Consider the following 23,512-nt stretch of genomic DNA (forward strand, 5'->3'; position numbering starts at 1 on the left):
ATGAAACTAACCAAAAAAATAGAAGCTGAAATAACGCAATTTCTGCAATCATATTGGGATACCTATTTTGAAGGCAATCTTTCAAAGTGGCAGTCTTTCTTAAACGAAGATTACAAAAACATAGGAACAAATCAGGAAGAAATCTGGAATAGTAAAAAAGAAATTTTAGACTATACGAATGAAGTTTTGGACCAAATGGTTGGCCAAGCAGAATTGCGAAATAAAAAAGTGCAAATAATTCTTTATGAGCCTTATATCATGACCCACGAACTGGGCGATCTATTTGTAAAAGCAGGAGATGAATGGACGTTCTACGCACCTATTAGATTATCATCACTAATACAAAGAAAAGATGGGGAATGGGTTGTATTACATCAACATGGTTCTTTCCCAGATTCTAAAACACAAAAAGGTGAAGCATTTGGTTTAGACGCTCTCAAAGCCGAAAACGCAAAACTTCAAAAAGCTGTAAAAAAACGAACCTTTGAATTAGAGAAGAAAAATCGCAAACTTGAAATTGAAACAGCCTTAGAGCGCATCAGAGCACAAGCAGTTGCCATGAAGGAATCCTCAGATTTGCTGGACATCGTGGTAACCATGCGCAACGAGTTTATCAAACTCGGTCATGAAGCGCACTATTTTTGGCATATGATGTGGCTTCCAGACACCTATGAAAAAGCAATGACATCGGGAGATGGTAGCAAAATTGGTTTTGTAATGAAATTGCCTCGACACATGCATGGAGACATTCCGCAATTGGCAAAGTGGGAAAAAAGTAAAAAACCAACTGTCGTGTATGCAATGGATGCAGAAGAGGCCATTGCTTATGTAGACAAAATGGTGGCTTTGGGTGATTTTAAAAATATTGACCCTCAAGCACCAACGCATGATGATATCAAACAAATTGGAGGTCTAACATTTATTATGGCAAGGACTACACATGGGGAGATTGGATACAGTTTGCCTGGAGTGGTCAAAAAGCCACCAAAAGAAGATATTGACATTTTGGTGAAGTTTGCAGGAGCATTCGATTTGGCACATCAGCGTTTCCTCGACCTTCAAAAAGCAGAAAGGCAATCACGGGAAACCCAAATAGAATTAGCACTTGAAAAAGTGAGAAGTCGAAGTTTGGCCATGCATAATACGTCTGAATTACAAGACGTTATTCATGTTGTACATGACGAATTACTAAAATTAGACATTTCCATTTTTGGAGGTTCATTTATTACGATAAATAATGAAATTGATTCCGAGTTACGTTGTTGGGGTTCGGGCGGCACTGCGAATACTTCAGAAGAAATCATTATTCCTTATGTTAATAAACCTTTTTACACCAATCTTTTAAAAGGAATTAAAAAAGGTCCTGGTTTTTTTACCGAATCGTATTCAAACAAAGAAAAGAAAGAATTTTTTAAACATTTATTGAAACATAAGCCTTGGTCAGAGCTTAGTGCTAAAGAAAAGAAAGACATCCTATCAACAGAGGGAGGTTACACAAGGTCATGTAATGTACTACAGCATACTAGTATTTTTATCATAAACCATTACGGAAGACCATTTACCCAAGATGAAAACGAAATTCTAAAACGCTTCGGAAAAGTTTTCGAACAGACCTACACTCGCTTCCTCGACCTTCAAAAAGCTGAAGCGCAAGCCAGAGAAGCACAAATTGAGGCTGCATTAGAACGTATACGCAGTCGTTCTATGGCAATGCAAAAAAGTGATGAACTATTGGAGGCTGGAGAATTACTCTACAATGAACTGAAAAAGCTTGGGATTGATAATCTTACAACAGGTTACGTCCTCTTTAATGCGGATGCAAAAATAGGTTATAGTTATGGCGTAAATCCGGTTGACGGCAGTATTAGGGACTTTCCTGTAGAAATGCCACACAATGAAACTTCTATAATGAAATCCATCGTTAAGAGTTGGAAAAATGAAGAATCTTCACTTATAATTGAACTGAATGAAGAGGAAACGATAAAACACCAAACCTTTATTGCAGAAAGAAGTAAAAATTTTCCAATCTCTGCAGAGAAATTACTGGCTATTTCACCTGAAAGACTAAAAATTCACACTTTCAATTTCAAACAAGGTTACCTCTTGCTAATTGGGAGTAAATTATTGACAGAGACAGAACAAAAACTGGTTATAAGATTTGCAAAGGTTTTTGAGCAAACCTACACAAGATTCCTCGATCTTCAAAAAGCCGAAGCACAAACACGGGAAGCACAAATAGAGATGGCTTTGGAAAAAGTACGTTCCCGTACCATGGCCATGCAACATAGTGAGGAATTGCCTGAAGCTGCCAATCTATTGTTCACAGAAGTTCAGAAATTAGGAATTCCGGCTTGGAGCTGTGGTTACAATATTTTGGCTGATGATAAAAAATCGAGCATCTGTATCATGAGCAGCGAAGGCGAATTACAAACTCCTTTCGTCTTGCCACTTACAAAACATAAAAGTTTAAAACCATGGTACAAAGCCATTAAAAATAATGAGGATTTCTTTGTTTACAATCAAGATGGAAAGGACCTAGTTGAACATTATGATTACATGAAATCCCTTCCAGATTTAAAAGCCACGTTTAAGCAATTGGAAGATGCAGGTTTAGAATTGCCTACACAACAGTACAACCACTTGGTTAAGTTCAATGAGGGCTTTTTACTGTTTATAACCTATGAGGAAGTTCCTGAAGCACACGGTATTTTTAAACGTTTCGGAAAGGTGTTTAATCAAACCTATACACGTTTTTTAGACCTTCAAAAAGCTGAAGCGCAAGCAAGAGAAGCACAGATTGAAGCTGCCTTGGAACGTGTGCGTAGCAGATCCACAGGGATGCAACATTCAGATGAGTTGGTTGAGGTTGCTATTTTGCTAAGGGAAGAAATGGGCAATCTTGGCGTAGAGGAATTGGAAACCAGTTCCATTTATATCGTTGATGAAGAATCAAATAAAACCGAATGTTGGTTTTCAATTCAAGACAATAAGGATGAAAAAAATCTAATTTCAGATCATATGACCATTGATCTTAAGGATACCTGGGTCGGAAAAAAAATGTTGGGTTTTTACCAATCAAACAATAGAAAAACGTCAATTGTGATGCAAGGTGAAAATCGTGTTGAATGGATAAATTATTGTGCAGAAAAGTCTGAACTGTTCAACGTCGCGAGTTTTTATGGTGATTCAATTCCTGAACGTATTTATCATTTATATAAATTCAAATACGGTTTTATGGGTGCCGCAGCACCAGAAGAGATTTCAGAAGAGAGTTGGGATCTTTTAAAACGAGCTACGTCGGTTTTTTCAATGGCATATACACGCTTTAGCGACCTTAAGAAAGCTGAAGCACAAGCGCGAGAAGCAAAAGTGGAAGCGGCTATGGAGCGTATACGAAGCCGCTCTATGGCGATGCAAAAAAGTGAGGAGTTAAACGACGTTATTCTAGAAATTCATAAAAAATTTAAAGAGCTTGATATTTCAATGGAATCTCGTGTAGCCATTGTTGTAGTCTCTGATCCAGACAATAAAGATTTCAATCAATATATTGCTGCTCATGATCTTTCTAATATCTATATTTCTACACCATATTTTAAACATCCTGTATTAGACGATTATTTCGAAGCCAAAGAAGCAGGTGTAGAATTCTTTTCAAAATCGTATTCAGAAAAAGAAAAAAATTCTTATTTCAAAACGTTTTTTGAAACCTCAAACCTTGACGATATTGAAGGTATCGAGGATCAAAAAAAATGGGTTTTTGCACAAAAATTCTATACGCATTCTCAAGCTTTTCAAAAAAACTCATGCATTGGGATTGCAGATTATTCAGGTATTCCATTAACCGAATTTGAAATTGATATCATCATACGATTTTCAAAAGTTTTTGATCAAGCCTACACACGTTTCCTCGACCTTCAAAAAGCCGAAGCGCAAACACGCGAAGCGCAAATAAACTTAGCTGTTGAGCGTGTAAGAGCCAAAGCTTTGGCAATGCATAAATCTGAAGAGATTTTAGGAGTAGTAGCCAAACTCAAAGATGAAGTTTTGGCTTTGGACATTCCTGATGTAATTGCTGCGACAATTTTCTTAAAAGAAGGAACCGACAACGTAAGAATGTGGGATTTATCATCACTTGAAGAAAACAATAATGGCTATGAAATACCTTTTGACATTACATTTAAACTTAAAAAACGTGATCCGAATCTTTATATAAAACGAATTTGGGAAAATCCGGACGATTATTTCATAGAAATTCAAAATAAAAAGGATTTTAAAAGGATTATTGGATGGCTTCGTGAACAAAATGAATCAAAATTTGCATTTGAAGTTGAAACATTTATTGATGAAACGGAACTTAAATGCCTACACCATGCCGTAAAAAAGCTAAACAATGGTAGGTTAGTTATCGACTTATTAAATCCTCCTTCCGAAGAAATGGAAACCATACTCACCAAAATGGGAGCTGCATTTGATTTAGCTTACAAAAGGTTTGAAGATTTACAAAAAGCAGAAGCACAAACACGAGAAGCACAGATTGAAGTCGCTGTGGAGCGCGTTCGTGCCGAAGCCATGGCAATGCACTCTTCCGATGATTTTGGTAAAGTAAACAAAGAATTGTGGGAGCAAGTCCAAAAGTTGAATGTCACAGGATTTGCAGGAGCAGGGATTTTTCTATTTGACAAAAACGATCATATCACATATTGGGATTTTTCCAGTCCAGGAAACATCGGGCAACATAAACATAAATTATACCAGTATGATTACAAGAAATATTCATTGGTGGGCAAAGAAATAAGGAACTCATATCAAAGTGGCGAACCCTATTGTCTGTTAGAGTATGACCTAAATAGATTAAAAAAAGCAGCAAAGGAATGGGAATCTATCGATGCTTCTATTGCAACTGGATTTAAAGAAGCGATTGCTTCTGGACAATTGACTTATCAATGGGGTGCTTGTGGACGGATTACAAACGGATTTTTAATTTTTGATCACTTAGAACAACCTGATGAAGACAGTAAAAATATTCTTATAAAAATGTCCAATGCTTTTGATTTAGCTTATCAAAGGTTTCTCGACCTTCAAAAAGCAGAGGCACAAACACGTGAAGCGCAAATTCAATTAGCTTTGGAGCGTGTTCGTGCTAGAACCATGGCAATGCAGCATAGTGATGAACTGGTTGAAACCTCAGAGTTATTGTTTCAGCAAATAAAGGATTTAGGTATAGAATTATGGTCATGTGGTTATAGTTTATGGTATGACGATGATTCTTATTTTATAGGTTATAATCCTATGCCAGACGGCAAAATGGGACCAACATTTAAAATTCCGCTCACAGAAGATATATTCTTTAAAACCATTCGAGAGGCAAAAAGAAAAGGGGATAAATTTTTAGTATTTGAGTCTAAGGGTAAATCGTTGGTACGAACTTACCAATACATGGATACACTTCCTGTAGTTGGAGAAGCAATGCGAGGGATTGTAGATGCTGGTTTTGACCTACCCAAATACCAAGTAACCCATTGTGGTTTTTTTACACATGGTCATTTAATGTTTATTACACATCAGCATTATCCTGAGGCACATGATATATTTAAACGATTTACCAAGGAATTCGAGCAAGCCTATACGCGTTTCCTCGACCTTCAAAAATCTGAAGCACAGGCAAGAGAAGCAAATATTGAAGCTGCTCTCGAAAGAGTTAGGAGTCGAAGTATTGCGATGCATAACAGTGAAGAGTTATTAGATGTAATAACAATAGTCTCTGAGCAATTAAGCCAATTAAATTTGAGATTTGCCCATGTAAGTTTTGCCTATAATAATATAGACCAAGATTATAAATTTTGGACTTATGCTAAGGCAATTCCAAAGCCCATGAAACTTTCCGTGCCCTATTTGAATATACCACTGTTGAAAAATCTAAGAGAAGCCCAGAGAAAGGAACTTTCATTCTTTACGGATTACCTAACCCAAGAAGAACATCAAGAGTGGCACTTGCATCTACTGAACCACTGTGCGGCAGATTTGTTTACGAAAGAAATCAACGAGTATACCATGAGTAAACAAGTGGTGAGGTCCATTGCCATCAACCCAAATATTATGTTGATCCTTGCCAACTATACGTCCATTCCTTATACAGAAGAGGAAAACGATATTATTAGGCGATTTGGTCACGTTTTCGAACAGACGTACACACGCTTTCTAGATTTGCAAAAAGCAGAAGCTCAAGCCAGAGAAGCACAAATAGAAAATGCATTAGAAAAAGTAAGAAGTCGCTCTCTCGCTATGCATCAAAGTACGGAAATGCAGCAAGTCGCAAATGAAGTGCATGCACAATTTCATAATTTAGGACTAGACATAGATGCTTTAGCCATGAGCGGTGTCATTGAAAACGAAAAAGATTATGACGTTTGGATAGGTGGTGAAAATTATAAGAAGCCTCTTCGTATTCCTTATAATACTGATACCAAAGTTCAACGGGACTATAATAAAGCCATCAAAGAACGGTCAGAACTCTTTACGAAAACGTATAAGGACAAAACAAAAGATGCATATTTTAAGCATCTTATGGCAAGCAATAAATTTGATCCAAAACTTGAAAAAATGATGTTGCAATGTTCTGCATTTACAACCACATTAACCTTCATGAAAAATTCTGGAATACAAATTGTCAGATATAATAACACTGCCTTTACTGATGAAGACAACAATATTGTAAAACGTTTTGGCCGAGTGTTTGAGCAAGCTTATATCCGCTTTTTGGATCTTCAAAAATCAGAAGTACAAACAAAAGAGGCTAAAATTGAAGCTGCCCTGGAAAGGGTTAGATCGCAATCTATGGGCATGCAAACCAGTAAGGATTTAAGCAAGGTTACTACAGAAATGTTCAACCAATTACGTCAATTGGGAGGTGACTTATTTGCAACGGGAATTGTGTTTTGTGATAAGCACGAAGGGCATGTAGAACAATGGCACAGTCTTCCGGACGCAGGAATGATGAGTCCATTTATTGTTCCGATAGATCTGGATTACATTCACCAATATAGATATGACGAATGGAAAAAGGGAACAGATTTATTTTCTGTTGAGATTCCTTCAGATTTCATTGAGCAACATTTCCAGGATATTTTCAATCTGCCTTCTGCCCAGAAGGTTCTTAAGGATTTTGAAGACCAAAACACACCTATGCCAGAAGCACCACCTTGGGAAATTGATTATGGTGCCTCTTTTAAAAATGGATATATATTGGTGTCGTCACTTCAACCTTTTGAAGATGCAGAAATACTGCCTCGCTTTGCAAAAGTTTTCGAACAAACCTACACACGTTACCTCGACCTTAAAAAAGCTGAGAAACAAGCAAGGGAAGCTCAAATTGAAGCAGCCTTAGAACGTGTACGTGCCAAAGCCATGTCCATGCAAAATTCAGATGAGTTGGATGAAGTACTTTCAGTACTTTGCGAACAGTTCGACATCTTAGGCATCGTGCCAATGAGCACGCACATGACGGTTTTCGACTTTGAGAATAACACATTTACATTTCGAGAAACAGGAAAATTTGGGAACCGAAGTTTTGGCGAACAAACCGTTGCACTAGATGCCATGGACAATTGGAAAGAAACCGTTGACAAATGGAAAGCAGACGAGGCTACTGCAATAAACAAGCTACATTTTCCAAAAGAACAATTACCAAAAGTTTGGGAGGTCTTCCACGAATCCTTTGCATCCATGCCAGAAGCGTCTCGTATAACACCAGACGATTATCCTGATGGTATTTATCACACAGCAGGTAAGCATCCTTTTGGGTACATTGGCATGAACCAAATCCGTCCAGCAACAAAAGAGGAAGAACAAATTGTTATAAAATTTGCTAATGAATTTGGCAGAGCTTACCAAAGATTTCTGGATTTGCAAAAAGCAGAACATCAAGCAAGAGAAGCTCAGATAGAGGCTGCTTTAGAAAGAGTGCGTTCAAAAGCAATGGCCATGCGAAGCAGTGAGGACATTGGACAAGCTACCAAAATCTTATTTGAGGAAATAGAAAAGCTTGGAATAGAAACTATGCGCTGTGGTATCGTGATTATACATAAAGACAAAACAATGGATGCCTGGACCACTTCAACAACAGAGGGTAATGACGCAGTACAAATTACAGGCCAATTTGATATGACCATCCATCCGTTATTAGAAACAGTTTTCAGAGGTTGGGATAAAGGGTTGCCAAGTGCAGACTATAAACTTCAAGGTAAAGACGGTGAAAATTATTATAAGGCAATTCAGAAACATGTGAGTTATGAACTGCCAAAGTCTAACATCACTAAAGACACACATTATCTTTTAGCCGCAATGTTTAACGAAGGCTCATTGTTTGCTTTTACGAAAAATCAAATTTCTAGTGAATCACAAAGAATATTGCAGCGTTTTGCTAAAGTATTTGGTCTTACCTATCAACGCTACCGAGAATTAATAGAATCAGAGAAACGAGAAAGAGAGGCTAATAAACAAGCCTCATTGGATAGAGTTCGTGGAGAAATTGCAAGCATGCGATCTACCAAAGATCTTGAGCGTATAACTCCAATTATATGGCAGGAGCTTATGAATCTTGGTGTTCCTTTTTTTAGATGTGGCATTTTTATAATGATAGAAGAAAAGAAGCATATTCAGGTGTTTCTGTCCGATCCCAATGGAAAATCTCTAGGACTGATGACCTTAGATTATACTACCAATGACCTAACTAAGAATTCAGTTAAAGCTTGGAAAAAGAGTGAAATATTTAAAGCGCATTGGGATAAAGATGAGTTTATTAATTGGACAAAAACCTTAATAGATCTAGGCAAGATAAAAACACCTATAGGTTATCAAGGTGGAGATGATGCGCCAGACGCACTAGATCTACACTTTGTGCCATTTTCACAGGGAATGCTTTATGTAGGCAATTTAGAACCATTGACGGACAGTGAGTTGGCATTAGTAAGGAATTTGGCAGAATCATTCTCTATCGCTTATGCGCGCTACGAAGATTTTGTGAAGCTAGAAAAAGCCAAGGAAAACGTAGAAAATGCCCTCACTGATCTCAAGGCAGCTCAAAAGCAACTGGTACAATCCGAAAAAATGGCCAGTCTTGGTGAGTTAACTGCTGGTATTGCACATGAAATTCAAAATCCGTTAAACTTCGTTAATAATTTCTCTGAAGTGAGCAAAGAGCTTTTAGAAGAAATGATTGAGGAAATTGAGGCTGGAGACATGGAAGAAGTGAGAGCGATTATGGCAGATTTGGTTCAAAATCTTGACAAAATTAATCATCACGGTAATCGTGCAGACGGCATTGTTAAGGGAATGTTGCAACATAGTCGTGCCAGTGGAGATCAAAAAGAACCAACTGATATTAATGCCTTAACAGACGAATATTTTAGACTTGCATATCATGGTTTGAGAGCAAAGGACAAATCATTCAACGCAAATTTAGAAACCGATTATGACCAATCTATTAAAGCCGTAAATATAATTCCACAAGATATTGGACGTGTTATACTCAATTTGTTTACCAATGCTTTTTATGCAGTTGATGAAAAACGAATAAAATCCAATAGTAACGGTTATAAACCAACTGTTTCTGTGAGTACAAAAACTATAAAAGACAATGTTGTGATTTCTGTAAAAGATAATGGAGATGGTATTCCTAAAGCTATTATAGATAAAATTTTTCAGCCCTTTTTTACTACAAAACCAACTGGTAAAGGAACTGGTTTGGGCTTATCGATGAGTTATGACATTATAAAAGCTCATCATGGAACATTAGACGTTAAAACTGAAAAATCAAAATATACAGAATTTAAAATAGCATTACCAATCACAAAAAAGCCAACATCATGAAAATATTAGTAGTAGATGACGAGCAAGACGTAAAAACACTTTTTCTGCAACGCTTCAGAAAAGAAATAAGAAAAGGGGAATTAGAATTTATGTTTGCCTTTTCGGGAGAGGAAGCTTTAGAAGTATTAAAATCCATTGATCAAGAAGCTGTATTGATTCTGTCTGATATTAACATGCCTGGAATGAGCGGACTTCAGCTTTTAGAAATCATAAAGAAAGATTTTGTTGCACCACCTCCAGTGGTAATGATGGTAACAGCTTACGGTGATGAAGAAAATTATAATACCGCAAAGGAACTTGGTGCAGATGATTTTTTAACCAAACCAGTGGACTTTAAATTATTAAAGAACAAACTAACACAGAATATATAATGGCAAAGATATTAGTAGTAGATGACGAAGCCGATTTAGAAGTTTTAATCAAGCAGAAATTCCGAAAAAAAATTCGAGAAAAGGAATACGAATTTCTTTTTGCAGAGAACGGTCGTCATGCTTTAGAAAAATTAGAGGAAGATCCTGAAGTTGATATTGTATTGAGCGACATCAACATGCCAGAAATGGATGGACTTACCCTGTTGAGCAAACTAAGTGAGTTGAGTCCGCTCATAAAATCAGTCATTGTTTCGGCATATGGTGATATGGAAAATATAAGAACAGCTATGAATAGAGGTGCTTTTGACTTTATTACCAAACCCATCAATTTTGAAGATTTGACGGTTACTATGGAGAAAACATTGAAACATGCCCAACATATTAAAGAGACATTACAGGCTATAAAAGAGAATAATATCTTAAAAATGTATGTAGACGAAAACGTGCTCAACTTTATGGGTAATCGAGAATACGAGTCTACCATCATGGCAAATGAAACCATTGAGGCTACTGTTGTATTTATTGATATCTGTGGCTTTACTAAAATCAGTGAAACTGCAGAGGCAGATACCGTCGTCAAATTAGTTAACGCCTATTTTGATGAAATGGTAAAAGAAATAATGCAACACAAAGGGTATATCGATAAGTTTATTGGAGATGCAATCATGGCTGTTTTTAGAGGTGAGTATCATTTGGATAGAGCCATTGATGCTTCGCTTGGCGTTTGCGAAAAGATTAATAATCTTCCGGCATTTGAAGATAATTTAGATTATAAACCGAAGGTTTCCATCGGTATTAAGAGTGGTGAAATGGTGTCGGGAAATATTGGATCTGTAACGCTCAAGCGTTTAGATTATACTGTGATTGGTGATACCGTTAATACCGCGGCAAGACTACAGGATGCGGCAAAGGAAAATCAAATTATAATTTCGGAAGATTGCTATAAAAAGGTCAAAGAATCTTTTAAGTGCGAGAAGGTGGGAAGTGTCAATGTAAAAAACAAGGCCAATCCACTTACTATTTATCAAGTCGTCGAATAAGCTACTAAATCATACAACTCATGGAAAAAAATAGGAATTTAAAAAACAAACATACCGATGATTTAGTCGATCATTATTGGGGAAGTATTAATTATGTGTCTAGTCTAATTAAGGCTTCTGAGCTTAAAGCGGGATTGATACTATCGTTTTATGGTATATTATTAAATTTTATCTATCAAGGCATTAATATGCTGTTGGTGTCAACATCTAACGAAACGTTTTTATATATACTATTAGGCTTATGGTTTTTTTGTATCGTAACATCCATATATTTCAGTATACGCTGCTTTATGCCAAGGATAGAAGGCAAATATGATAAAAACATTTTCTTTTTTAAGGATGTCATTTCTAAGTTTGGGACGATTCATGACTTCACTAAAACGTTTTACGAAATCAGTGTAGATGAAGATCAGGTTTTCGACTATTTAGGACAACAGGTTTATATCATATCAAAAATAGCCGCTGCAAAATTCAAATATGTTCAACGATCACTTCAGTTCTTAGCACTAGGTCTTATTGTATTGTTGCTTATTGTTATCTATTACTTTGTGGCCATTGTAATTTAATTTCCATGATAAATTTCTTTATACATACCGCTTAAAACATAAAAATGTAATAATAAAAACCAACACATTATGCTCACAAAATTCGGAGAAGTATCAACAAAATTATTTGAGAAGTATATGCCGAATGCATTTGTGTTTGCTATGCTGCTTACCATTATTACAGCGTTAGTTGCTTTCATCTGGTTAGGTGCTTCTCCCATGGAAATCATTAAAGGTTGGTACGATGGTTTTTATTCTTTGTTAGAATTTGGGATGCAGATTGTATTGATTATAATAACCGGGTTTGCCATAGCGCTTTCTCCATTTATTAATAAAGGCATAGACAAGTTGACCTTGCGCCTCAAAACACCCAGGCAGGTTTACCTCATTGTGGTATTTGTCGGAACCCTGTTGTCACTTATAAGTTTTGGATGGATCGTAATTACTTGTGTTTTGGCCAGAGAATTAGCAATTCGGGTTAAAGGTGTGAATTATCCTTTTTTAGTAGCCTGTGTTTACTTCAGCGGAGGAAGTTGGGTCACAGGTCTTTCTAGCTCTATTCCATTATTGTTGGGAACAGAAAATAATTATCTAATAGAAGCAGGAATTTTAACAGATATAATCCCAACCGCCTTTACGTTGGGCTCTGTTTTAAACTTTGCTATGATGGCATTATATGTATTATTTGCGCCATTAATGATTATTCTACTTATTCCGAAAACAAAAAATATAAAACAGCTCGAGGATATGTTGGAGGATAAAACGGACAAAAAGGAGCTTTCCATACAAGATGAAGCATTTAGTCTCAACCTTTCCTATAAATCGGTGTCAGATAAATTAAATAACGGTGTCATGCTTCTTATCTGTATTGTTTTAATGGGATTGACCTACATCGTTTATCATTTTTATACCAATGGTTTTCAGTTGAATTTTAATATCATGATTTTTATTTTCTTGATGGTTGGTTTGGCATTGCATAAAACACCTATGCGGTATGTAATTGCCATGAAACGCTCTAGCAGTAATGTTTCAGGTATTCTATACCAATACCCTTTTTATGCAGGTATCATGGGCATAATGTTGTACACAGGATTGGGCGAGAAGTTGGCAGAAGTCATGGCTTCTGTTGCCACAATTGACACTTATCCGTTTTTTGCATACCTAACAGGAGGAGTGATCAACTTTGCTATCCCATCTGCAGGAGGAGAATTTGCTGTAGTAGGTCCAAGTATTATCAATGCCGTCAAAGTAATTGGTGAAGGATTACCAGCTAACGAGCTTACAGCAATGGTATCGAGAGCATCTCTGTCCATTGCTTATGGAGAGAGTCTTTCTAACGTATTGCAACCCTTTTATCTATTGCTTGTATTCCCAATTATGGGAAAAGGCATTAAAATTCAAGCACGGGATGTAATGGGCTACCTGGTCATTCCATTTATAGTTTTTTTTATCATCCAATCTATGTTGGTCATTTGGATGCCGTTATAAAATTTATCAACAGAATGAAGCTAAAATTAATTTCTTAGTGGCTTTTATTTTCAATCCCATCGATTGAGAATAGTACTGGGGAACTAGAGAAGAAACAACAGGCTTAGAAGAAGATAAAATTCTTTAGATATGTAAAACATTATCGAATCAGAATTTCGGTCTTGCAAAATCATAAATCTGATCAACCTTTAGAGAAGATAGCCTCTTGAGAAATAAATGAAATTATTAATATGATTAAAATTTTTAGAAAAATACGATACCAGCTAATGAGTGAAAATAGAACTAAAAAATATCTACTTTATGCAATAGGAGAAATCATACTTGTGGTTATCGGAATTTTAATTGCGTTGCAGATTAATAATTGGAACGACAACCGAAAAAACAAAATTGATGAACAGAACTTTCATCACAACGTTCTGATAGATTTACAAAAGGATGAAGAAAAGTTAAAATATTACAAGCATTTTCATACAAAGCGCATTGAATATTTGGACACTTTGCTCACATATGTCCGTAACCCAAAAATGATAATGGGTATCGAAAAATTTGGGAAATTTGTAGAACCTATATTTTATACTACTAATCCAACATCGTATTCCACAACCTTTGATTCGGCTAAATCCTCAGGTGCTTTTAATGAATTTAAACAAAAAGACCTTTTAAAAGAACTTGCGCAGTATTATGCCGATTTCGTTTTGATCGAAAACACATTTGAATCTTTAACCCGGTTTGTGGAAAGCCAGTACGAACCTTTTATGTATCAATTACCAGAAAATTACATGACGGCAGAAACAGGTAATTTGGTAATTAATGAAGAAAATGTAGATGCATTTTACCAAAAAATTGCATCAGTTGAAGATACAAGAGACATTTCTGCCGATTACAATGTGTTACTCAGAGCACCGAAAATGGAAAATTACATCATAGGAGATTTAGGTCGGAGCTTTAATATTCTAGGAAAAATAAATTCGAGACTACAAGCTGCGAGAAGACTTGTACATAAAATAGAACTCAATGATTAAATTTTTCCGACATATAAGACAATCCTTAATTATGGAAAATAAGACTGGTAAATACCTAAAGTACGCAATCGGCGAAATTATACTTGTAGTAATTGGGATTTTAATTGCGTTGCAGATTAATAATTGGAATGAAAATCAAAAATTGCGGAATCAGGAAATTGCATATTTAAATAATTTAAAAGGTGATTTACAAACTCAACTAAATATGTTGGATGTTTATATTGATTATGAAAATATTATAATCGACCATTCAAATGACATTATAGAACATTACGAATTGAATGGAGGTTTTAATAATATGGATAGTGTTTTTCCAAAATTGAATGATCTAACAACACGATGGACATTTTCTAATGCAAATACAACACTTTTGCAAATGTTGAATTCAAATCAAATTAATATTATTCAAAATACCGATTTAAAGGAGGAACTTATAGCCTTTAATCAACAAATAGACTTATTTGCCAAAAACACAAATATTAATAACACCAATCTTGTAGATAATTTAACGACCGGAACTTTTGTTGAAGTTGGCGGATTTGCCTCTTATGGAAATTCCGACAGAATGGTTCAAAAATTCAATGATTTTTATCCTTTCAAAAACAAAATTGTCAATGATAATGAGCTTAAAGAGCTTACAATTCAAATCATATCCCAGCCTAAAAACAAACTAGAGATTATGAACAAAGTGTCGTACAGAAACACGATATCCAGTTTGCAAAAATCAGGAAACGAAGCTTTAAGAGTGAGAACAGAACAAATCTTAAAGATGATTAATGATGAAATTAATTCAAGAACCTAAGGTTCCCGGAGTTTGTGACATAAGGGAAATAACTATGATAAAATCTTTTAAACATATCGTTCAATCTATGATCAATCAAAATAGAACCATTTGTCATTCCGCACTTGATGCGGAATCCACATCGAAGCTAAAATTATGATTAAGTTTTTCAGAAAAATTAGATACAATCTCATGGAAACAGGAAAAACAGGAAAGTACCTTAAATACGCTATTGGCGAAATCGTCCTTGTGGTGATCGGGATTCTCATTGCACTTCAGATTAATAACTGGAACTCTAACCGAATTCAAAATAAAAAAGAAGCTCTTTACATTACCAACATTAAGCGCGATTTAAATGAACAACTAAAAACCATAGAGTCTCAAATTGATTACGAAAGAAATATCAATAAAGTAGCTTCACCAATTATAACAAATTATAAAACAAATCAAAGCTTTAAGGTAGACAGCCTTTTTACGGTTAACATAGGAATTCTTACAGGCAGAAGGACATTCGTAAAAAACACACCTACATATACCGAATTAATCTCTTCGGGAAATATTGATATCATTAGCAATAATATCATAAAAGACGAAATCATTAAATATTACCAGGAACTTGAACGTGTAGAACTTGTCATTAATAAAAATAACAACTTATATACTGATACGGTATTTATCCCTGAGATGATGGGTTTGTCAGAAATTCAAATAAAGGGAGAATTCAAGACGGAAGAGTTGAAATATTTTATCCAGTCCGAAAGTATTCCGCTAGTCGATTTAAACGAACCAATTTTAAAAGAGATCACCAAATCCCAACTTAAAGATCCGGAAAAAACCTTGAAATTTATCAATAGCTTAAATTTTAGAAATTTTATTGCAAAACTTCATTTGTACCTTATGGACAATCAAAAGAAGTACACGGAACAATTGCTGGAAAAAATAGAGTCTGAATATTAACTATTTTAAAATTGAAATGAATAACAGATAACTAACCAATGATAAAATTCTTCAGACATATACGCCAATCTATGATCAACCAGAATAGAACCAAAAAATACCTACTCTACGCCATAGGCGAAATCATCCTTGTGGTTATAGGTATTCTCATTGCGTTGCAGATCAATAACTGGAACTCTAACAGAATAGACAACCAAAATGAAGCGCTCTATCTCAAAAATATTGAAAGCGATTTAATAATGCAAAAGGCGATTATTGATAACCAACTCTTGTTTGAATCAGACATTCTAAACATTACAGACAAAATGATTAAGTCCTATAATGAAGAAAATCAAATCAAAACAGATTCGCTCTTTAGTAAGCGTATTGGCGTATTGTCTGGACGCATGACCTTTACAAAACACAATCCCACTTACGACGAGCTGATATCTACGGGAAATTTAGATTTAATTAAAGACAGGGATTTAAGAGAAAAATTAGTCCTTTTTTACCAGTCTAGTGAACGTTTAGAAAAGATACTTTCTATTAATAATGAATTTGTTGACGAAACATTTATTCCAGGTATGATGAATCTTTCTAAAACAGATTATGGTGGTGTTTTTAAAATGGAATCGTTTCAAGACATTTTCAATGAAAATAAAGAACTCATTGAAAACTATTTGGTAGAAGTTGATAATAGCAATCTCACAGAAATATCCCAGCAACAACTTGCAAAACCTGAAAACGAATTGACATTTATCAATCAGCTGACAAACAGAAACCGTTTGGCACTTGTAAATTACCTGTTTATTAATCAACTAAAAAAAAGCTTAGAGGCATTGCTTCAGGAATTAAAATCAATTAACGAAATATGATAAAATTCTTCCGAAATATCCGTGAGTCTATGATTAACCAAGGTAAAACCAAAAAGTATTTGTTATATGCCATAGGCGAAATTATCCTAGTAGTAATTGGGATTTTGATTGCGCTTCAAATCAATAATTGGAATGAAAAAAGAAAGCAAACTCGCTATGAAAGAGAATTAATCGTTCAACTAAAAAAGGATTTAGAATTTAATATAAAAGACATTCGACTGAATATAGAACTTCAAACACTCTGTATTGAATCTTGCGACGTATTGATTGATCATATAAATAATAATGGGATTTACCAGGATTCTCTTTTGCTACATTTTGCACAATCGGGTTTATGGACTAAAGCCATTCTCAACGCGGGAGCGTATAGCACGGTCAAATCAAGAGGGCTCGATGTAATTTCAGAACCTAAACTAAGAGAGCTCATTTTCAATATTTATGAAGGAGACTTGGTGTGGATCAAGCAAATGGAGAATATCGTGATTGAGCAGATTGAGGATTTTCGTACTGAAAAAGGTGCACTGTATTTTAAAAAGTGGGAACCAACGGAATTAGAAAACGGTAAACTGGTGTCTGGAGAAGTACGCTTTGAGGATTATGAATTAATAATGAAAGATAACTACTATCAATATTTTTTGCAAGGTGTTAAAACCAATTCAGAAATATTAAAGTCTTTGGCAACTAAGTATTTACAAGATCATCAAGATGCCATTCAACTGATAAACAATTACCTTAGCACAGATGATTAAGTTCTTTAGAAAAATAAGATATAACCTCATGGAACAAAACAAAACAGGACGTTACTTTAAATACGCCATTGGTGAAATCATCCTTGTGGTTATAGGTATTCTCATTGCACTTCAGATTAATAACTGGAATGAGCAACGAAAACAAAAACAACAGGAGACGACTTACTACTGCAAAATTTTGGAGGACCTCAAGGCAGACATTGTTAATATAGATATTTCAATTTTATCTCTAGATAGTCGTCAGGAAAAAGCAAAAACACTACTTACCAATTTATTGAAAGTTCAAAATGATAAAACGATATTGATAAAAGATTATATACCCTCACTAAGGTCAACACGATTTGTCTCCACCAGAGCAGCTATTGAAGATATTACGTCATCGGGTAAGTTGGAAATTTTAAAGAATGATGCTATTAAAAGTGCAATTTTAAAGTTCTACACACATCAAGATAATTCGCTTACCGTCATTAGTGATAATCACAATCAATTATCGCAACATATTTTCGATTATATTACGTATACAGATTTTGGTATACACGAGGTACCATTGTATAAGGAGAATTTTGGGGAAGAATTAAAACAGTTATTAAAAAGTACTGATTGGCAAAAAGACCCGAGTAGTAATCTGTTTATTAAGGTAAAAGATCATATGAACATGACTGTTATCATTTGCGAAAGAGAAAAAGCCTTATTAAGAGAAATGAAAGAATCTGCAAATCAACTTAAAGACCTTTTAGAATCTTATTGCATTTCAAATTATTAAATTCTTCCGCCATATCCGCCAATTCATGATTAAAGAAAACAGATTTTCAAAGTATTTACTTTACGCCATTGGCGAAATCATCCTTGTGGTTATAGGTATTCTCATTGCGTTGCAGATCAATAATTGGAATGAAACAAGGAAAGACAGAGTAAAAGAGCAAGCTTTATTACGGCAGTTAAACAAAGAATTTGAAAGCAATCTTCTTCAACTTGATTTAAAAATCTCAAATAGAAAATCAATTTTAAAAGCCGGAAACCGAATAATTCAATATTTCGATAATCCAGATGCTATTATTAGAGACTCACTCATAGCAAACATTAGTGTATTAACTATTGCACCTACGTTTAACCCTGTAAACAGCGACCTCTTAAATTCTGGTAAAATCGAATTAATTCAAAATGAAAAACTAAAACAACTCTTGACTGAGTGGCAAACCTATGTAGTACAATTGGCAGAAATCGAAAATGAATATGTGGGTAACTACAGAAATATTCTATTGCCTTTAATTATTGAAATGGGTATTGGAAGAGAGGTGGACAATGCCTTTTGGGAAAACGAAAACAACTTCATTTTTCTTTTAGATAAAAACAAAATAAAGGACAAGCCAGAAAACACCAACTCTAATAAAAATATAGATTTAGAAGAAATAATTAATAATAAGGAATTAGAAGGTGTGGTTTCCAACGCTATTTATATTAACTATCTCAGTAACATTGAATCTCAAAGTGTTAGGGAACGAATTAATCAGATATTGAATTTGATAACCGAAGAAATAGAATAAAGATTATGATAAAATTCTTCCGCCATATCCGTCAACGATTAGTTACTGACCCGCCCGAACGTGCCGTTTCGGTGCGGGCGGGAAGTAAATTCAGCAAATATCTGCTCTATGCCATAGGAGAAATCATCCTTGTAGTCATTGGGATATTAATTGCGCTTCAGATAAATGATTGGAACGAAAATCGTAAAAATCAAATTCGCGAATCAAAAATATTAAACAATTTACGGGAAGACCTAGAAAGGACTAAGCTCAATTTAGAAACTACAATTGCTGAGTATCCTGAATACATCAATAGAATTGAAGCAAAAATTAATTATATAGGAATGGAATCAGATTCCCTTACTACAGAAATGAAACAGAACATTTCAGATACAGGTGTGCCTATCGTGAATATTGTAGATGGTAGTATAAACGCTTTATTGGGTTCAGAGAAATTAGAACTTATATCAAACGATTCACTAAAGTTAATGTTAACGGAATATCCAACCTTTGTAAGCAGGCACAAAGAAGTAGAAGAAAAACTGCAAAATGTATTGCTGGACATTCACAGACCAGTTTTAGAACGCTACTTCTCGTTAACAGACAGAATAGAAAACGAGAAAGATAAATTTCCCAATCTCAAAAAAAGAGCGATACCTTCTGACTTTAATAATTTAATGAAAGATAGAGCTTATCAAAATGTACTTGTGAATGAGAGATACCATCTGATATATACAGAAGCAAGTGCTAAGGAGCTATTAAGCAAAACCATTAAAATTCTTGATAAAACTAAAATGTAAATAATGTTGTGTATAGGTAATATGAAAAAATTCAACAAATATCCATTATCCAAATGCTAAAATTCTTCCGCCATATTCGCCAACACTTGCTTTCAGAGAGTAAGTTTTCAAAGTATATGCTCTACGCCATAGGAGAAATCATCCTTGTAGTCATTGGGATCTTGATTGCGCTTCAGATTAACAATTGGAATGACAACCGAAAGAATGACATTAAGGAAAGAAATGTTTTGATAAATCTTAAAACAGACCTAACAGCTGATATGCAAAAGTTAGATACACTTAAAATTCAATTTGAAAAAGCAGCTGAATCCAAAGAAGTTTTTGAATCTTTTCTTTATTATAAAGACCGTATAAATATTCCGCTTTCAGAGCATTTTAAAAATCAATTTATACACATATGGGGTGATTTCAATCCAAATACAATTACAATAGACGAGCTAAAAAACAGTAATTCTGCCAATTTAATATCCAATCCTGAGTTGAGCAGAGCGCTTTATGCCCTTTATGATAATTATAATGACTTATCTACCAAATTAAAGTTAGGAATAGAAAGAACGCAGCTAATGATAAATTATTCGAGTAATTACATGTTACATGTTCTGAATCCGAGTGAAGAAGACATTATACCTATGCTAAATGAAAAATATTTTGTTAATCAAGTTGAAGCCAATTACATATTTGGGCGCTTAAGCGCAATAAAGGCAGCAAGAGAAAAATGTCAGTTTGTACTTGATCTTCTTAATAAAGAACTTAATGATTAAGTTTTTTAGATTATCAAAACGAAATTTTGTAGAACAAAGTCAAAGGGCTAGTGGACCTTTGGTGGAGATACCCGCTTGCGGAAATAATACAATACAACAATTATGATAAAGTTCTTCAGAAAAATAAGATACAACCTTATGAGTGAAAACAAAACCGGCAAGTACTTCAAATACGCCATTGGCGAAATCATCCTAGTCGTCATTGGGATTCTGATTGCACTTCAAATTAATAATTGGAACAACACTCAAATCGACAAAAAAGAGGAGAAGTCTATTTTAAAAAATCTCAATTTTGAATTCAAAAAAAATCGGAGTGATCTTGAGCTGGTAAAAAACGACTATCGTGGGTTTATAAATTCCACAAAAGAGGTCATTGGTCTCATAGGAGAGGATAGAGGCACTTTAAAACAGCACAACACAGATAGTCTTATCTCTGAAAGCATTAATTATTATGATTATAGACCAACCGAGAACGTACTTTCAGATTTGATTTCATCAGGGAAACTAAAATTGATTGCGTCAGATTCTTTACGATTGCATTTGTTTCAATGGTCCAGTTTTCTAAATGAAAAGGAAGAAGCGTGGGATACTCTCGATGATTTCTCTCAAAACATGATGATGCCATATCTTACAAAAAATGCATCGCTCAAAAACATAGACAGCTACGGATTTTTAGATTGGGAAGAACCATCTAAATTAAATCCCGACACCTATAAAATATTTCAGGATATCGAATTTGAAAACAACATAGACAACCACGCTTGGTGTTTAACCAACTATATCCAGGCCTTGGAAAATCTTGAAACCACCATTGATAAAATTTTAGCTGAAACCATGGAAATAAAAGACTGAGAAAATGATTAAATTCTTCCGACAAATAAGACAATCTATGATCAACCAAAATAGAACAAAGAAATACTTGCTCTATGCCATTGGCGAAATCATCCTTGTGGTCATTGGAATTCTCATTGCACTTCAAATTAATAATTGGAATGAAAACAGAAAAGCACGAGCAATTGAAATCAACTATTTAAAAAACATCAAAAATGATTTAAATCAAGAGGTGCTTAATAATAAACACTTTGAAGACTTTAGATTCAGTAAGGTGAAAGCAGCATCTTATTTGTTAAACACAAAGGAGCCTCAAAGTATTGAAGATGCCAAAGCATACGTAGATAATTATGAAACTGTATTTAGATGGAACACGTTTGTTCCCAATAACAATACGTTTAAAGAGCTGCTGAGTTCTGGAAAGTTGAGTTTAATAACAAACGACAGTATAAAAAATCAGCTTTTAGAACTCGACAAATTTTATGCGGACATCTCTATAAACGAAGACCACATGCGACGAGAATTTCAGGATTATTTATACGATATACAAATTTATAATACGTCAGGACTCGATTTTTTTGACAATGCCGACCCTAATTATGGTGCGCCAAAACGGTTGTCACTTTCAGATATCCCAGACTCGAGATATCAAAAAATAATAGAAGATTCGCAATGGTTATTTAATGATCAAACTTTTGGAAATGGCTTAAAATTGGCTATTCTAAATAATGGGTTAATAGCAAAAACCCATAAAGATTTAGATGAAGATTTTAAAGCATTGATATCGTTGATTGAAGAAGAAATTTTAATTGATAAATATTAATGCCATGCCTTTTGCTAAGTAACTAAATCGTTGAGTTCTAAGTTTTACTTTTTTTAAATTACGAACAAGTCATCATAGGCAACGCTTAGTAAGCCAATACTTTACTTAATTAGTTTTTATTTGTAGGAAAAATATTTTAAAAGTTAAATAAACACGTTATTCATCTAATAAATAAGAGTTTAACCTGCTTAGTCACTTTGCTTTTAATAACTTAATTCTTCCCAAAATCTATTAATAAAATTAAAAGTTATGGTAAAAAAAATACAATTTATTGTAGTGGTTCTTTTTAGTTATATGGGATTTGCTCAAGTGGGTATAGGAACTACTGGTCCTACAGCTGCGTTAGATATTAATGGAGATTTAAGAATAAGAACTATCTCTGAAGAATTTGACGTTGACCTTGCAAAAGATTCAATATTAGTTATATCTAGGGACGGAACAGTTAAAAGGATTCCATCAAGAATTGTTATAAGTTCTGCACTAAAAACTGCGGTTAAAGGAAATTTTGCTGGTGGAGGAACCGTTAACCTCAACTTAGGTGTTGGTGCGACTTACACCATGTTACCTTTTAATAATGAGGACTTTGATTTTAATGATGAATTTGATACCGCGACAAATACATTCACAGCCAAACAAGATGGTATTTATGAAGTTTCTGTTCAAATTAATTCAAGTTCAGGTATTGCTGCATCCTCAAATTACGGTGTGTGTATTTTAAAGAATGGTCTTGTAGAAGCGAAGGAAGATTATGCAAATGTCAATATTTCTGTTTTGTCAATTAATATAGATGTAACACCAACTGTTAGAAAAACCAAAACACTACTTCAACTTAATGCTGGCGACACAATAAGCTTTCAATTATATTCAGATTTATCGGTAGTGGATATTTCTGGTAATTCCCAAGATAGCTTTTTTACTATTGTTCAAATAAGGTAAGTTTGGATGATTTTAATTTTATAAAAATTTTAAAATTTCACTTCTAAGCTTTTCTATTGGTTTCTTATCATTTTGGGAAAGTAAAAAATCATCAAAATCGATTTTAAACCACTTTATAGCCATTTTAAGCCACTTTTGAGTAATTAACAAATGTTGATAATTAT

General features: G+C 34.4%; 17 protein-coding genes. All 17 read left to right on the plus strand.

Annotation, left to right across the window (positions count from 1 at the left end):
* The 17 genes from HM983_RS11185 (at window position 1) to HM983_RS11265 (ending at window position 23,348) form a co-directional block, all read left to right on the plus strand.
* Window positions 1-9,867: an ATP-binding protein gene (locus tag HM983_RS11185; protein WP_179345523.1), complete on the plus strand. Its 9,867-nt coding sequence runs from the start codon at window positions 1-3 to the stop codon at window positions 9,865-9,867.
* Window positions 9,864-10,238, plus strand: a complete 375-nt coding sequence (locus HM983_RS11190; RefSeq protein ID WP_179345524.1) for a response regulator — start codon at window positions 9,864-9,866, stop codon at window positions 10,236-10,238. Before HM983_RS11185 ends, HM983_RS11190 begins: the two co-directional genes overlap by 4 nt.
* Window positions 10,238-11,278, plus strand: coding sequence for an adenylate/guanylate cyclase domain-containing protein (locus HM983_RS11195; protein WP_179345525.1), 1,041 nt, complete (start codon window positions 10,238-10,240; stop codon window positions 11,276-11,278). The genes HM983_RS11190 and HM983_RS11195 overlap by 1 nt, the downstream gene beginning before the upstream one ends.
* 20 nt (window positions 11,279-11,298) lie before the next feature.
* The gene (locus tag HM983_RS11200) at window positions 11,299-11,844 is read left to right on the plus strand and encodes a Pycsar system effector family protein (protein ID WP_179345526.1); all 546 of its coding nucleotides are present in this window, start codon (window positions 11,299-11,301) and stop codon (window positions 11,842-11,844) included.
* 69 nt (window positions 11,845-11,913) lie between these two features.
* Window positions 11,914-13,311, plus strand: a complete 1,398-nt coding sequence (locus HM983_RS11205; protein ID WP_179345527.1) for a short-chain fatty acid transporter — start codon at window positions 11,914-11,916, stop codon at window positions 13,309-13,311.
* Between the two features lie 266 nt (window positions 13,312-13,577).
* The gene (locus HM983_RS11210) at window positions 13,578-14,333 is read left to right on the plus strand and encodes a DUF6090 family protein (protein ID WP_179345528.1); all 756 of its coding nucleotides are present in this window, start codon (window positions 13,578-13,580) and stop codon (window positions 14,331-14,333) included.
* Entirely contained in the window at window positions 14,326-15,135 is an 810-nt protein-coding gene (locus HM983_RS11215; protein ID WP_179345529.1) for a DUF6090 family protein, read from the plus strand. The genes HM983_RS11210 and HM983_RS11215 overlap by 8 nt, the downstream gene beginning before the upstream one ends.
* A gap of 135 nt (window positions 15,136-15,270) precedes the next feature.
* The gene (locus HM983_RS11220) at window positions 15,271-16,071 is read left to right on the plus strand and encodes a DUF6090 family protein (RefSeq protein WP_179345530.1); all 801 of its coding nucleotides are present in this window, start codon (window positions 15,271-15,273) and stop codon (window positions 16,069-16,071) included.
* 38 nt (window positions 16,072-16,109) lie between these two features.
* Window positions 16,110-16,925: a DUF6090 family protein gene (locus HM983_RS11225; RefSeq protein WP_179345531.1), complete on the plus strand. Its 816-nt coding sequence runs from the start codon at window positions 16,110-16,112 to the stop codon at window positions 16,923-16,925.
* Entirely contained in the window at window positions 16,922-17,674 is a 753-nt protein-coding gene (locus tag HM983_RS11230) for a DUF6090 family protein (protein ID WP_179345532.1), read from the plus strand. Before HM983_RS11225 ends, HM983_RS11230 begins: the two co-directional genes overlap by 4 nt.
* A gap of 28 nt (window positions 17,675-17,702) precedes the next feature.
* A complete protein-coding gene (locus HM983_RS11235) occupies window positions 17,703-18,437 on the plus strand; it encodes a DUF6090 family protein (protein WP_179345368.1) in 735 nt (244 codons plus the stop codon).
* A gap of 25 nt (window positions 18,438-18,462) precedes the next feature.
* On the plus strand, window positions 18,463-19,218 hold the full coding sequence (locus tag HM983_RS11240) for a DUF6090 family protein (protein ID WP_179345533.1): 756 nt from the start codon (window positions 18,463-18,465) through the stop codon (window positions 19,216-19,218).
* A 5-nt stretch (window positions 19,219-19,223) separates the two neighbouring features.
* Entirely contained in the window at window positions 19,224-19,997 is a 774-nt protein-coding gene (locus HM983_RS11245; RefSeq protein ID WP_179345534.1) for a DUF6090 family protein, read from the plus strand.
* A 53-nt stretch (window positions 19,998-20,050) separates the two neighbouring features.
* Entirely contained in the window at window positions 20,051-20,758 is a 708-nt protein-coding gene (locus HM983_RS11250) for a DUF6090 family protein (protein ID WP_218841857.1), read from the plus strand.
* A gap of 138 nt (window positions 20,759-20,896) precedes the next feature.
* Window positions 20,897-21,610 (plus strand): DUF6090 family protein, encoded by a 714-nt coding sequence (locus tag HM983_RS11255; RefSeq protein ID WP_218841862.1) that lies wholly within the window; start codon window positions 20,897-20,899, stop codon window positions 21,608-21,610.
* A 4-nt stretch (window positions 21,611-21,614) separates the two neighbouring features.
* Window positions 21,615-22,412, plus strand: a complete 798-nt coding sequence (locus HM983_RS11260; RefSeq protein WP_179345537.1) for a DUF6090 family protein — start codon at window positions 21,615-21,617, stop codon at window positions 22,410-22,412.
* A 249-nt stretch (window positions 22,413-22,661) separates the two neighbouring features.
* The gene (locus HM983_RS11265) at window positions 22,662-23,348 is read left to right on the plus strand and encodes a C1q-like domain-containing protein (RefSeq protein ID WP_179345538.1); all 687 of its coding nucleotides are present in this window, start codon (window positions 22,662-22,664) and stop codon (window positions 23,346-23,348) included.
* Window positions 23,349-23,512: the final 164 nt, after the last annotated feature.

It is taken from the genome of Winogradskyella ursingii (assembly GCF_013403975.1).
GTDB lineage: Bacteria > Bacteroidota > Bacteroidia > Flavobacteriales > Flavobacteriaceae > Winogradskyella > Winogradskyella ursingii.

Coding starts and splice junctions, on each gene's coding strand:
- HM983_RS11215 (WP_179345529.1), top strand. CDS start 14,326: ATGATTAAATTTTTCCGACATATAAGACAATCCTTAATTATGGAAAAT.
- HM983_RS11195 (WP_179345525.1), top strand. CDS start 10,238: ATGGCAAAGATATTAGTAGTAGATGACGAAGCCGATTTAGAAGTTTTA.
- HM983_RS11200 (WP_179345526.1), top strand. CDS start 11,299: ATGGAAAAAAATAGGAATTTAAAAAACAAACATACCGATGATTTAGTC.
- HM983_RS11190 (WP_179345524.1), top strand. CDS start 9,864: ATGAAAATATTAGTAGTAGATGACGAGCAAGACGTAAAAACACTTTTT.
- HM983_RS11185 (WP_179345523.1), top strand. CDS start 1: ATGAAACTAACCAAAAAAATAGAAGCTGAAATAACGCAATTTCTGCAA.
- HM983_RS11250 (WP_218841857.1), top strand. CDS start 20,051: ATGCTAAAATTCTTCCGCCATATTCGCCAACACTTGCTTTCAGAGAGT.
- HM983_RS11225 (WP_179345531.1), top strand. CDS start 16,110: ATGATAAAATTCTTCAGACATATACGCCAATCTATGATCAACCAGAAT.
- HM983_RS11255 (WP_218841862.1), top strand. CDS start 20,897: ATGAGTGAAAACAAAACCGGCAAGTACTTCAAATACGCCATTGGCGAA.
- HM983_RS11240 (WP_179345533.1), top strand. CDS start 18,463: ATGATTAAAGAAAACAGATTTTCAAAGTATTTACTTTACGCCATTGGC.
- HM983_RS11260 (WP_179345537.1), top strand. CDS start 21,615: ATGATTAAATTCTTCCGACAAATAAGACAATCTATGATCAACCAAAAT.
- HM983_RS11245 (WP_179345534.1), top strand. CDS start 19,224: ATGATAAAATTCTTCCGCCATATCCGTCAACGATTAGTTACTGACCCG.
- HM983_RS11205 (WP_179345527.1), top strand. CDS start 11,914: ATGCTCACAAAATTCGGAGAAGTATCAACAAAATTATTTGAGAAGTAT.
- HM983_RS11220 (WP_179345530.1), top strand. CDS start 15,271: ATGATTAAGTTTTTCAGAAAAATTAGATACAATCTCATGGAAACAGGA.
- HM983_RS11265 (WP_179345538.1), top strand. CDS start 22,662: ATGGTAAAAAAAATACAATTTATTGTAGTGGTTCTTTTTAGTTATATG.
- HM983_RS11210 (WP_179345528.1), top strand. CDS start 13,578: ATGAGTGAAAATAGAACTAAAAAATATCTACTTTATGCAATAGGAGAA.
- HM983_RS11230 (WP_179345532.1), top strand. CDS start 16,922: ATGATAAAATTCTTCCGAAATATCCGTGAGTCTATGATTAACCAAGGT.
- HM983_RS11235 (WP_179345368.1), top strand. CDS start 17,703: ATGGAACAAAACAAAACAGGACGTTACTTTAAATACGCCATTGGTGAA.